The sequence below is a fragment of the Streptomyces sp. NPDC007346 genome, assembly GCF_040703535.1.
Classification (GTDB): Bacteria; Actinomycetota; Actinomycetes; order Streptomycetales; family Streptomycetaceae; genus Streptomyces.
Window position 1 is genome coordinate 38,769 of record NZ_JBEYKR010000035.1, and the last position, 12,604, is coordinate 51,372.

General features: G+C 72.8%; 9 protein-coding genes. 5 read left to right on the forward strand and 4 right to left on the reverse strand.

Translation table 11 applies throughout. The features are described 5' to 3' along the window. The first annotated feature begins 297 nt into the window (after positions 1-297). The 5 genes from AB0917_RS12555 to AB0917_RS12575 all read left to right on the forward strand — a co-directional run bounded on the left by AB0917_RS12555 (position 298) and on the right by AB0917_RS12575 (position 5,953). Positions 298-1,542, forward strand: coding sequence for an Ig-like domain-containing protein (locus AB0917_RS12555; protein ID WP_366819482.1), 1,245 nt, complete (start codon positions 298-300; stop codon positions 1,540-1,542). A gap of 95 nt (positions 1,543-1,637) precedes the next feature. Then, positions 1,638-2,405: an enoyl-CoA hydratase-related protein gene (locus AB0917_RS12560; protein ID WP_366819483.1), complete on the forward strand. Its 768-nt coding sequence runs from the start codon at positions 1,638-1,640 to the stop codon at positions 2,403-2,405. 467 nt (positions 2,406-2,872) lie between these two features. After that, on the forward strand, positions 2,873-3,388 hold the full coding sequence (locus AB0917_RS12565; protein ID WP_366819485.1) for an ATP-binding protein: 516 nt from the start codon (positions 2,873-2,875) through the stop codon (positions 3,386-3,388). Positions 3,389-3,803: 415 nt separating this feature from the next. Further along, positions 3,804-4,631: a polysaccharide deacetylase family protein gene (locus AB0917_RS12570; protein WP_366819486.1), complete on the forward strand. Its 828-nt coding sequence runs from the start codon at positions 3,804-3,806 to the stop codon at positions 4,629-4,631. 104 nt (positions 4,632-4,735) lie between these two features. Beyond that, positions 4,736-5,953, forward strand: coding sequence for a CopD family protein (locus AB0917_RS12575; RefSeq protein ID WP_366819487.1), 1,218 nt, complete (start codon positions 4,736-4,738; stop codon positions 5,951-5,953). Here the strand turns inward: AB0917_RS12575 and AB0917_RS12580 are convergent. The 4 genes from AB0917_RS12580 to AB0917_RS12595 form a co-directional block, all read right to left on the reverse strand. Further along, positions 5,950-7,446, reverse strand: a complete 1,497-nt coding sequence (locus tag AB0917_RS12580) for a carboxylesterase family protein (RefSeq protein WP_366819488.1) — start codon at positions 7,444-7,446, stop codon at positions 5,950-5,952. The genes AB0917_RS12575 and AB0917_RS12580 overlap by 4 nt on opposite strands. A 118-nt stretch (positions 7,447-7,564) precedes the next feature. Then, positions 7,565-9,889 carry an N-acetylmuramoyl-L-alanine amidase gene (locus tag AB0917_RS12585; RefSeq protein WP_366819489.1) on the reverse strand — a complete coding sequence of 775 codons (2,325 nt, stop codon included), beginning with the start codon at positions 9,887-9,889 and terminating at the stop codon, positions 7,565-7,567. 441 nt (positions 9,890-10,330) lie between these two features. Further along, complete coding sequence (locus AB0917_RS12590) at positions 10,331-11,308, reverse strand: terpene synthase family protein (RefSeq protein WP_366819490.1); 978 nt, start codon at positions 11,306-11,308, stop codon at positions 10,331-10,333. Positions 11,309-11,693: 385 nt separating this feature from the next. Continuing rightward, positions 11,694-12,497, reverse strand: a complete 804-nt coding sequence (locus tag AB0917_RS12595; protein WP_366819491.1) for a zinc ribbon domain-containing protein — start codon at positions 12,495-12,497, stop codon at positions 11,694-11,696. Positions 12,498-12,604: the final 107 nt, after the last annotated feature.

Consider the following 12,604-nt stretch of genomic DNA (forward strand, 5'->3'; position numbering starts at 1 on the left):
CCCCTGCTCCCCGGTCGCCCGGCACCTCTGTTCCCTGGCTGCCCGGCACCCCTGCTCCCCGGCCGGGCGACGCCCCTGCTCCCCGCTCCCCTGGCAACCCCGGCCTCTCTGCTCCCGGCCGTCCGGCACCCCGCCCCACCTGCACGGCTCTCCTTGGCCACTTGGGACGGAACAGTGACATTCCGGAGGGGATTCACCGCGCCGACGGTGTGATTATCTTGCGTGGAGCGCGTATGAGCAGCGCGCGGGGGATGCGGGCCATGGCGGTGCCAGGCCCAGCGAGGGGAGACAACCACAGTGAACGGGCAGCCGATATCGGAGGCATCGGCCGGGGCGGGCAGAAGGCGGCGCGGCGGATCGGGGCCCCTGGCTCTGGCCCTGGGCGCCATGCTGTTGCTGGTGACGGCGTGCGGCGGGGACGCGGAAGCGGGAAGCCGGGACAGCGGCAGGAGCAGCCCGAAGGCGGAGGACACCACGGCCTCGCAGGCGGTGGTGACCATCGCGCCGGAGGACGGCGCGGAGTCGGTGGCGACCAGCGGCGCACTGAAGATCACCGCCGCGCAGGGCAAGCTGACCACGGTCAAGGTCGCCGACCCCAAGGGCAACGAGGTCGCGGGCGAGATCTCGGCCGACGGCGCGAGCTGGGTACCGGAGCGGCACCTCGCGGCCGCCACCAAGTACGCGGTGCACGCGGTCGCCAAGGACGAGAAGGGCCGTGAGTCGGCCAAGGACACCACCTTCACCACGCTGGTGCCGGCGAACACCTTCATCGGGCACTACACGCCGGAGGACGGCTCCACCGTCGGGGTCGGCATGCCGGTCTCCATCAACTTCACCCGGGGCATCACCGAGCCCGCCGCGGTGGAGAAGGCCATCAAGGTGAGCGCCGACCCGCCCGTCGAGATCGAGGGCCACTGGTTCGGCAACGACCGCCTCGACTTCCGCCCCGAGCACTACTGGAAGCCGGGCACCAAGGTGACCGTGGAGCTCCACCTGGACGGCGTGGAGGGACGGCCGGGGGTCTACGGCAAGCAGGCCAAGACGGTGACGTTCACCATCGGCCGCAGCCAGGTCTCCACCGTCGACGCGAGCACCAAGCGGATGAAGGTCGTCCGCGACGGCAAGGAGATCAAGGACATCCCGATCTCCGCGGGCGCCCCGGCGACGACCACGTACAACGGTCAGATGGTCATCAGCGAGAAGCTCAAGGTGACCCGGATGAACGGCGACACCGTCGGCTTCGGCGGCGAGTACGACATCAAGGACGTGCCGCACGCCATGAGGCTCTCCACCTCCGGCACCTTCCTGCACGGCAACTACTGGGGCGCCTCCTCCATCTTCGGCAACACCAACACCAGCCACGGCTGTGTCGGTCTGCGCGATGTGCGCGGCGGCTACGACAGCCAGACCCCGGCAGCCTGGTTCTACAACAAGTCGATGATCGGCGACGTGGTCATCGTGAAGAACTCCAAGGACAAGCAGATCCAGCCGGACAACGGCCTCAACGGCTGGAACATGGACTGGGAGGAGTGGAAGAAGTAAGGCTTCCTCCCGACTTCCGGCAGGACCCCGGCGGACCCGGTGCTGTGACCAACGGCACCGGGTCCGCCCGCGTTAGCAGTGGTTAACCTGCCTTCATGACTGTGACCCTCGAAGTACGCGACAACGTCGGGACGATCCGGCTGGACCGGCCGCCGATGAACGCCCTGGACGTGGCGGTCCAGGACCGGCTGCGGGAGCTGGCCGAGGAGGCCACCCGGCGCGAGGACGTGCGCGCGGTGATCCTCTACGGCGGCGAGAAGGTGTTCGCGGCCGGTGCGGACATCAAGGAGATGCAGGCGATGGACCACACGGCGATGGTCGTGCGGTCCAAGGCGCTCCAGGACTCCTTCACCGCCGTCGCCCGCATCCCCAAGCCCGTCGTCGCCGCCGTCACCGGCTACGCGCTCGGCGGCGGCTGCGAACTGGCCCTCTGCGCCGACTTCCGCATCGCCGCGGACAACGCCAAGCTCGGCCAGCCCGAGATCCTGCTGGGGCTGATCCCGGGAGCCGGCGGCACCCAGCGCCTCGCCCGGCTGATCGGCCCGTCCCGGGCCAAGGACCTCATCTTCACCGGCCGCATGGTCAAGGCGGACGAGGCCCTGACGCTCGGTCTGGTGGACCGGGTGGTGCCCGCCGCCGAGGTCTACGAGCAGGCGCACGCCTGGGCCGCCCGGCTGGCGAAGGGGCCCGCGCTGGCCCTGCGGGCGGCCAAGGAGTCGGTGGACGCCGGGCTGGAGACGGACATCGACACCGGGCTCACCGTCGAGCGGAACTGGTTCGCCGGGCTGTTCGCCACCGAGGACCGCGAGCGCGGGATGCGCAGCTTCGTGGAGGAGGGCCCCGGCAAGGCGAAGTTCCTCTGAGCGGACGTTCCTCCGGGCGGGGGGTTCCTCCGGGCTTCTGGGCCTCGGGGCCCTGGGCCTTGGGGCCTTCGGGCCTCTGGGTCCCGGGCTTTCGGGCCTCTGGGTCCCGAGGCTTCGGGCCTCCGGGCCTTCGGGCGTACGGCCTCCCGGAGGGGCGCTCCCCGGGTGTACGGGCGGCCGGGCGGGACGTTTCTCCGGCGGGCGGGCGCCGGGTGGCCGCCGCGTTCCGGAGGTGCTTGTGACGCGGGTTCATCCCTCCGGGCGGATTATCCGGGCCTTAAGACAACCTTAAGGACCGGTGCCCCGTCCCTCGGGGCAAGCCCGCTCGGGCGGCGCATCGCCCCAGCTCACAGCGGCCCCGAGCGGCCTCGTTCTGCCCCTGGCATATGCCAACAGCCCGGCGCGGAACGGGGTGTTGCGGGGATCGGATTCCCTCGGAACGGCCCCGGAGGGCGGCGCGTACGTCCATGATGGTGGTCATGGCGGGCCTGGAGGGTGTGGATCAGCCGCGACCGCGCAGCAGCGCGACCGCGGCGCGCTGGACGTCGGGCATGGATGACGAACAGGCGTTCAAGGCGCTGGAGTTGTTCGGAAATCCGACCGAGGCGGAGGTGCGGCTGCCGTCGCGGCCGGAGTCCGCGGCGACCGCCCGCCGGCTCACCTCCTGCGTGGTGCTCCGGCAGTGGGCCCTGTCGCCGCAGACCGCCGAGTACGCGGTGCTCCTGGTCTCCGAGCTGGTCGGCAACGCGGTGCGCCACACCGGGGCCCGCGTCTTCGGGTTACGGATGGTGCGCCGCCGGGGCTGGATCCGGATCGAGGTGCGTGACCCCTCGCGCGGGCTGCCGTGTCTGATGCCGGTGCGCGAGATGGACGTCAGCGGGCGAGGGCTCTTCCTCGTCGACAAGCTCTCCGACCGGTGGGGGGTGGACCTGCTGCCGCGCGGCAAGACCACCTGGTTCGAGATGCGCATCTCCGACCGCTGACGCCCGGGAGCCGGTGAGGGGGCGGGGGGCGGGGGGCGATGAAGGCCGGAGGTACACAGAAGCCCCCGGTCTGCCGTGGTGCGGCGCTGCGGGGGCTGCTGTGGGGGCCGTGAATGTGGGGTGTGTTCACGGCCGCTCGTGACGACCTCGGCCCGGGTCGATGGGGGTCGTGGCTCCGACTATGGCAGACGGGCGACCTCGGTGCCAAAGCGGCATTTGGTGTGATTCTCGGGCTAATCGGGCATTTCTTGGCTGAATCATAGGTGGGCTCGGTCACTCGCCTGGCTTTCCATGCATTCTTATGGCGCGCCTTGAATGATTCACAGATCATTCCGGCAATCGGTCAATCGTTACATTTCGCCTGTTCCGCCTCTACTGTGTCCCGGGGACTCCGTGGGACGCGAGGTGGTCGGGCATGGACGGACGCAGGGCGCCGATGCGCCGCCGCGACGCGCTGGGCACCGGGGCCGGGCTCCTCGCGACGGCCCTCGCGGCGGGCTGCGCGAGAAGGCCGGACGGGGGAGCGGCCGTGGCCGCCGGGGCGCCCGCGACCTCACCCGCGTACGCCTCCCCGCCCGCGCCGGCACGCTCGCCCGCCACCGCTTCCCCCACCGCCCCCGCCGCCCCGCGCCGTTTCCCCGGGCAGCCCGTCCGGATCACCCACGGCCCCCGCGACCGGCCCCGCGTCGCCCTCACCTTCGAGGGCCGGGGCGACCCGGATCTCGCCCGCACCGCGCTCGCCCGGATCGAACGGGCCGGTGCCCGGGTCACCGTCCTCGCCGTCGGCAGCTGGCTCGACGCGCACCCCTCCATGGCCCGCCGGATCCTCGACGGCGGACACGAGATCGGCAACCACACCCAGAACCACCGTGACCTCGCCACCCTCGACGAGCCCACGGCGTACGAGGAGATCACCGCCTGCGCCCGGCGGCTGCGCCGGCTCACCGGCTCCATCGGCACCTGGTTCCGCCCCTCGCCCGGCCCCGACGCCACCCCGCTCGTCCAGCGCCTCGCCCGGCGGGCCGGGTACCCGCACGTCCTCTCGTACGACGTGGAGTCGCTCGACCACGCCGCGACCGGGGTACCGGCCGTCCTCCGCAAGGTGACGGGCGAGCTCCGGCACGGCTCCGTGGTGGGGCTGAGCCTCGGCCGCCCGGTCACCGTCGCCGCGCTGCCCCTGCTCCTCACCGAGATCGACCGGCGCGGGCTGCGCGCGGTGACGGCCACGGAGCTGCTGAGCTGACATCACGGGGGCGCCCGGCCGCGTTCGGGCGTCGGACCGGTCGCTCCCGGCCACCGCGTCCGTCACGGCTTGCTGTGTGTTTGTCCACCGGAGAGGATCGAGCCGTGACGCTCTCCGGACCTCCCGTCGATCCGGCCGCACCGGCTCAGCCGAGCGGCCACGGTCTGCCGTCGGCCGCCGTGCCCGCCGGCGTGCAGGCCGACACGCCGACCGTCGCGCTGTCCATCGGCGCACTGTCCGTAGGACCGGCCGTCGCGGTGCCGGCCGATGCGGTGACCGCCGATGTGATGGCTGCCGCTGCGGGGCCGGCGCACACGGTGACCGCCGATGCGAAGCCGGCGCAGCCGGTGCCGGCCGCTGCGGTGGCCTCCGGGGACGGGCCCGGCCGGCCGTCCCGGCTCCCCGTCGTGGCCTCCCTGGTCGCCGCCGCTCTCCTGGCGCTCCTCATAGCCCTGCTCGGCCCAGGGCTCGTCGCGCGTGGCACCGGGGAGCTGCGGATACCCGGCGCGGGGCTCACCACCCTGCTCCGTACCGTCCTGTTCACGGCGCTCGCCCTGCACCTCGGCGAGCTCCTCGCCCCGCAGCTCATCCGGCCGGTCCGCGGCCGTCCCCGTACCGCCGTACGGAGCTGGGCCGTGTACGCCGCGGTCGCCGGGGCCGCCGCCGCGGCCGGGCAGATCGTCCAGCTCTCCGCCGTCAGCGGTCTCGGGATCACCGAGACGTACGCCACCCGGGACGGCGGGCTCCTCCTCCTCATCGCCAACGGCCTGGCCCTCGCCGCCCTCTGCGCGGCGAGCAGGCGCCCGGCCTTCGCCCTCGCCCCGCTCGCCGTCGTCATCGGCGCGGAGGCCCTGCGCGCCCACCCGGAGGCGTACAGCCCGGAGATCGGCGCCGCGCTCACCGTCGTCCACCTGACCGCCGCCTCCCTGTGGACCGGGGGACTGCTGTACGTCCTGCGGACCATGTGGCTCTGGCGCGGTTCGCCCATCGCCGCCCGTGCGCTGCTCGGCCGGTACGCGCGCCTGGCCATCTGGCTGTACGTGGCCCTCGCCGCCACCGGCACCGCCTCCACCCTGCGCCGGCTGCCGCTGGACGTGGTGTTCACCTCCGCCTACGGGCGCACTCTGCTGGTCAAGCTGGCGCTGATGGCGGTGGTCAGCGCGCTGGCGCTGGCGGCCCGGCGAAGGATGCTCCGGGACACCGACCCGGCCCTCGCCCACCGCCTCGCCCGCCGCGAACAGGTCGTGCTGGGCGCGGTCGTGGTCGTCTCCGCGCTCCTCACCGTGGTCCCCGACCCGCACTGGATCTCCATGCGTCCCTAGGGTGTGTCCTGGCGTGGCCCGCGGTACGGCTCCCAGCCCCGCAGCTCGTCGTCGCGCGGGGCCAGGACGAGGGCCGGTCCGTCCGGGCCGAAGAGCTGTACGGGCTGGGACGCGTCCCAGGACGGCCAGCCCGGGTCCCCCGTCGTCGCGAAGTCCACCCACGCCCGGTGCATCGCGTCCGCCAGTCCCTGCGGGGCCTCCGGGCCGGTCAGGGCCATCGTGTCGGGGTGGGCGAGGGTGTCGAAGACGAAGCCCAGCTCCAGCGCGTGGCAGGCGCCGAGCCGCTGTACGGGGGAGGGCCAGCCGAACTCGTAGACGTACGTGGAGGCCTCCGCCCCGGCGCGGGCGTCGGCCAGCCGGTTGAGCGGGACCCGCAGCAGCAGGTCCGTCGCGAGGGCGCCGAGGAGTTCGCCCGGGGTGGCGTCGGGGCGGTTGGCCCGGTAGGTGCGGGCGGTGGCGCCCGGGACCCTGAACTTCAGCAGCGCCAGGCGGAGCTTGAGCCCGCTGATCCGTTCCGTCAGGCCGCCGGGGACGAACCAGAGCCGGTACTCCTCGGTGGTCGTCCCCATCAGCAGGTCGATCCCGGCCGCCGTGCCCGTACGCAGCGCCTCGGCCGGGTCCCGGGTCAGCAGCTCACCGTCCACCACGATCTGGAAGGAGTTGCGGCCGGTCAGCGGGTTGCCGCCGCTCGTCACCCCGGTCTGCGCGGTCAGCAGCGCGTCCGGGTCCACGGCGGCCAGTGCGGCGGCCGTGGCGGGGACGCCGAGCCGCTTCGCGATCAGCTCGGTCGTCCCGCGCGCGGCGTCCGGGGCCAGGGCCGCGGGCGCCCCGCTCTGGAGCACCGCCCGGCGGAACAGCCCCGCCGCCCGGTCCGTGGCCAGCAGGGCGGCGACGCACACCGCCCCCGCCGACTCCCCGGCCACCGTCACCCGGTCCGGGTCGCCGCCGAACGCCGCGATGTTGTCCCGCACCCACTCCAGGGCGGCCAGCTGGTCCAGCAGCCCCCGGTTGGCGGGGGCGTCCGGGAACACCCCGAAGCCCTCGACGCCCAGGCGGTAGTTGACCGAGACGAGCACCACCCCGTCCCGGGCGAACGCGGACCCGTCGTACACCGGCACCGCCGAGGAACCGTGCAGCAGCGAACCGCCGTGGATCCAGACGAGGACGGGCAGGAGGCCGGTGGCCCCCGGCTTCGGCGACGGCGTCCACACGTTGAGGTTCAGCCACCCCTCGCCCGCCACCTCCGGGTCCGGCAGCAGCCGGTCCAGCGGCGGGGCGTAGGGCCGCTTGGGCGCCGTCGGCCCGAACGCGACCGCGTCGCGCACGCCCTCCCACGGCTCCGGCGGCCGTGGCGCGCGGAACCTCCCCGCGCCCACCGGCGCAGCCGCGTACGGAATGCCGCGGAAGACCGCGACACCCCCCGCCACCGCACCGCGCACGGTGCCCTGCACGGTCCTGGCCAGCGGGGGACTCCCCGCCCCGACGTCGGACATGGTGCGCGCCAACCCCTCTCGCGGTGCGGTGGTCCGGACCCCTGCTTCGGACGGCCGACCCGTCCGTCACTTCGGACGGGCGGGCCTGTTCGTCACTTCGGACGGGCCGGCCCATCCGTCACTTCAGATAGACCAGCCCGTCCGTGGTGAGGTCCGGGCGGCCCTTCGTACCGACCACCACGATCTTGACGGTGTGCTTGGCACTGGTGGGCCAGGACCTCGTCCAGATCGCGTCGCGGTACTTGGTGGTGGCGGACTTCAGGTCCACCGTGGCGGCCTTCTTGCCGTCGACGTAGACGTATGCCTGCCCCGATGTGGCGGCCCGCGACACCACCCAGGAGACTGACCGGCCGGTGAACGTCCAGGTCAGGCTGGCGTTCTTGGCGCCGCTGGTCAGGGACCTGCCGCCCAGGTAGCTGCCGGAGGACTTCGCCGTCCACTTCCCGGTCCTCTTGGCGGCGGTCTCCTGGAGGATCACCGGGGTGCCGGAGACCGAGGCGGCGGCGGTGTTGCCCGCCCGGTCGTACGCCGTCATCCGCCAGGCGGTCGCCGCCCCGGCCTTCGCGGTGTGCGAGGCGCTGCCCGTCGTCGGGCCGTACGTCCTGGCGACGGGCGCGGTGAGCCGGACCTCCTTGAGGGCGGCGGTGTCGGTGGCCTTCCACTTCAGGGTGAGCGGGACGGCGCCCGTGTTCACCGTGCCGGTGCGCAGCGTGAGGGCCGGCTTGGCGGAGAAGGTGGGGGCCGTCCGCTCGGCGACGACCGTGGCAGCGGCCGACGTGGTGACCTTGCCCGACTGGTGGACGGCCCTCACCTGCACGGAGTGCCTGCCGAGGGCGAGGGTGGCCGGGGCCGAGGTGACGTCGCCCTTGACGGTGGCCACCGGCTTGCCGCCGACGAGCAGGTCGTACCGCTTGACGAAGGAGGCGGGCGTGGTCGTCTTCCAGCCGACGGTGATGGCCGACCTGGTGTAGTACGTGGAGCCGGAGGCGCTCGCCCCGGTCACCGAGGCGATGGCGAGGCCGGTGACCGAGCCGCCGGCCATCGAGCGGATCGCGGGGAGCTGGTTGTAGAGGCCGAGGCCGGGGCATTCGGTGGCGAAGCCGTCCCGGTGCCCGGAGATCTGCTGGAAGGGGTACTGCTTTCCGGCGACGAACTTCTTGAAGGCCATGTTGCCGCCGTCCGCCCCGGCGGTCAGCTGGACGGTGCCTGCGGGGTCACCCTTGTACTGGCCGAGCTTCCAGGCGGCGACGCGGGCGACCGCGGTGGTCGCGGCGCTCGTGGCCGGGGTCTGCGTGTGCATGCCCATCACGGCGATCCCGGCGGTGTCCCGGTTGAAGCCGTAGGTGTGCGCCGCCATCACGGCCCGGTCGATGCCGCCCTTGCGGCCTTCGAAGACGGTGCCGCACTTGTCGACGACGAAGTTGTAGCCGAGGTCCTTCCACCCCTTCGACGTCACGTGGTACGTGTGCAGCGCGCGCACCATGGCCGGGGAGTCGGCGCAGGAGTAGGCGTTGGTCTGCGTCGTGTGGTGGACGAAGACGGCCTTGACCTTGTCCAGGTAGTCCGGCGACTCGCTGTTGAGCGACTCGTCCGCCTTCCACGCGACCCGCGAGACGATCGGCGGCTGCGGGGCCGTCGACGGCGGGGCGGGCGGCAGCGGCGGGGTCGAGGAGGCGGTGGGCTGCGGCGAGGCGGACGGCTTCGGGGACGCCGTGGTCGGGCTCGGGCCTGCGGTCGGAGTCTGGGAGAGGGTGGGGCTCGGGGGCGGCGGCGCGGGGGACTCGGTGGTCGGGTCGGGGGCCGGCGGCTCCGGGGAAGGCTCCTCCGGCGGCTCCTCCGGTGACGACGCGTCGGACGGCGTCGGCTCCTGGGACGGGGTCTCCTCGGCGGCGAACGCGGCGGGCGCGGCGGTGAACGCGGCCGGTTCGGCGGCGAGCGGCGTGGTGGCGCCGCCCGGGTCGACGGTGTCCAGCCGCAGCCCCGCGGGCAGCCCGGCCCGGACGCCGTCCGCGGCGTTGACACGGACCTCGACACCGTTGGACGGGCCGACCCAGCGCGGTTCGGTGGTGCCCCGGACGCCGGCCCTGCCGGCCTCGGTGCGCCCGTCGATCTCGGTGTCCAGGGGCAGCCAGCCGGTCCACCGGCCGGTGGCGGCGGAGCGGGTACGGGCCTCGACCCGGCCGGTCACCTTGGCGGCGGGGTCGGTCCAGGTCACGCCGAGCAGACTGAACCGCTCGGTGGAGCGCTGCGCGAGGGAGGCGGAGGCGCCGTCCTCGGAGGTCTTGAGCGGGGTCCGGTGGACATCCGCCTCCACGGGCGCGGACTTGGCGTCCGCGTCACCGACGGGGGTGGAGTCGCCGGTGACGCCCTGGAACACCAGGACGCCCGTCACGGCCGCGGTGGCGACGGCAGCCGTGGTCCAGATTCTTCGCTGTGCTCTCACGTGTGATTTCCCCGGGGACTGTGGTGGAAAGGCATGGCGTTCCGACCGGCCAGTCGCTGGCCGGGGGCACGACGCGGTGGTCGGCCCGGCCGGTGGGGCGACCCGGGGCATGTGTGCGGGAAGCAGTGTTTCACGTGAGAACTTCTGACCGCGCCTGTTCTTTCCCGATCTGTTGCGATGTGATCCGATCGACGGCCTCGGGTGTCGATCTCGGATGCCGGTCTCGGGTGGCGCTCTCGGCCTCGGGTGTCGATTTCGGGTGGCGCTCTCGGCCTCGGATGCCGGCCTCGGGCTCGGCCCCGGCCTCGGGTGGCGCTCTCGGCCTCGGGGGTCGGTCGTGGGTCCCGGTCCCGGTCTCGGGTCCCGGTCCCCAGGGCCCCCAGGGCCTGGAACGCTTCCGCCCTCCAGGCCCCGGCCTCTCGTGGGTTCCGCAGGGTGGTGTCAGGCGGCGAAGTGCTGGGACATCGAGTTTCCTACGTCCCGCTCCACCAGGTCCGGGCGGGTGTAGCGCTCGGCGCGTGCGTGATAGTCGAAGTCGCCCCGCACGAGCCCCCGGTAGTCCTCTACGCAGCGTTCGAGTGCGGCCCGGGTCGAGGCGCCGATCCCCGCCGCGTCGATTTCCTCGATCAGCTCCTTCTCCGCCCGCATCACGCGTTCGGCAATACGTGCCAGTTGAATTCCGGCCTCGTCGACGGCTTCCTGGATCGTGGAGCCTCGGTCGCGCTGGATGAGCCGCACCGCGTTGTGCTCGTAGCCGAGCGCGGCTTCCTTCTCGAACGAGCAGATGTCGTTGCAGAGCCCTGAATGATCGGTCACCGCATTCCGCAGGGCGATGTACGCGGGCAGGCTGCGGGCGGAATCCGGCAGATCGATTCCGGCGGTGATCTCGTGCAGATCCAGGAACGGCTGCATGGCCACCGAGTCCCGCCGGTGCTTGGCGAAGTCCGCCCGGCTCGGCACCTGCCCGGCGGCCCGCTCGACCGCCTCGGCGTAGTACGTCCAGAGCCAGGCCGCCGTGTCCCGCCGGAACTGCCGGTTCCACCGGGCGGACCGGTCACGGCAGGTCCGCTCGCGCAGCCCGGCGAGCGCGTGCTCCATCGGCCCGCGCGGCGCGGCCCCGTCGAACACGTCCACCAGCCGGGCGATCGCCGCCTCGCACATCAGGGGGTCGCGCCCGGCCGGGCCGTCGTCGAACTCGTCGTCCACCAGGAAGGCCCAGAACAGCCATTGGCAGAAAAGGTCCAGATGGTGCTGCGACGCTTTCGGGAAGATCAGGGAAATCCAGAGTTCGGGCCGGGTGCGGATCATCTTCCTGCGGGCCGGAACGGAGAGAATCAGCCCTTCCGCTTCCGCCCATTCCCAGGTGGCCTCCCTGGTCTTCTCCATACCCGGATTGCACCCTGCGCTGTCGAACGGCATGTGAAACGCCGGTAACATTATCTGGCTCATTGCTGCCCCTCGTCGAATGAGTGCGGATAGGGGATATGCATCGCGCATTCCCGGTGTTCGCGCACGGACGCGCCCGCCGGAGCTGGGTCGGCGAGCCGGCGAGGGCGGTCGCGTCACCATGCGTGAGGCATAGTCAACCCCGTGTGGAGGGCCGGAGGGAAGCTGTATGTGACCGGAATTGCTTCATCGGTCCGAACTGCTGAGCAGGCACGAGCAGTTGAGCCGTTTCCGGGTCCGCAGGCCGAACAGCGGGAATTTCGCGATGAGAGAAGTCATGCCGAGGAGCTGAGCGGCGGCACCTGCCACGTACCGCTCAGGGGTTGGTCAGGTCCGCCGCCGAGCCCCCCCTCTCCCGTCAGGTGCGCTTGAAGAACTCGACCTCCCCGACCGCGATCGGACGGCCCTTCGCCTGCCCCGCCGCCTCCCGCAGGACGAGCTGGACGGAGACGACATCGCTGATGCCCGTCCGTACCGTCTGCTCACCGGGCTTGTCGTTGAGCGTCAGCTCCTGCTCATGGACCGTGCCGTCCGCCGTGGTGACGACCAGGTCCGCCCGGACCGGCCGCGGCTCGCGCCGGAACTCCTCGGGCTCCGTCGAGGCCCCGGTGTGCAGGACGACCCCGACCAGCCGGAAGGGCGTGTCGAAGGTGCACGTCAGCGACGAGCCCAGGCCGGGCGCGCCCCAGTATTCGTTGGTCAGGCCGTCGATGGCCGCGCCCGCCGGATGGCCGGGGGCCGCGCCGCTGGCGGTCACCCCGGTGGGGCTGATCTCCGCCGTACCGCCGAGCTTGTCCCGTACGTCCTCGAAGAGCATGCGCCCGGCCGGGAGGAACAGGAACCCCACGAGGAGCAGCCCGACGACCGCCAGCACCAGCAGGATCCGCCGCAGCGCCCGCCCGGAGCGGACCCGCACCCGGCGGCGGAACGGCCACACCGTGCGCCACCACGGCAGGGGCGCGGCCTGCTCCTTGGGCTGGAGGGGCTCCGCGCAACGCCGGCAGAACCGCCGCCCGGGAAGGTTCGGGGTGCCGCAGGCCGGGCACGGCGGCCCGTCCGGCGCCTCGTCCGCCTCCACCGGCCGCACGACGGGCCGCCGGGCCACCGGCTTGGCCGGCTGGACGGCACCGATGGGCGCCTCGGCCTCGGGCGCCGGCTGCACGGGTCGTCCGGGCCGCACGGGAGGTGGTGCCGGACGTACGGGAGCGGGCGGCGCGGGGAGAAAGACCACTAATGTCATAGTGATATTATTTGTTTTATCGCTTGTTC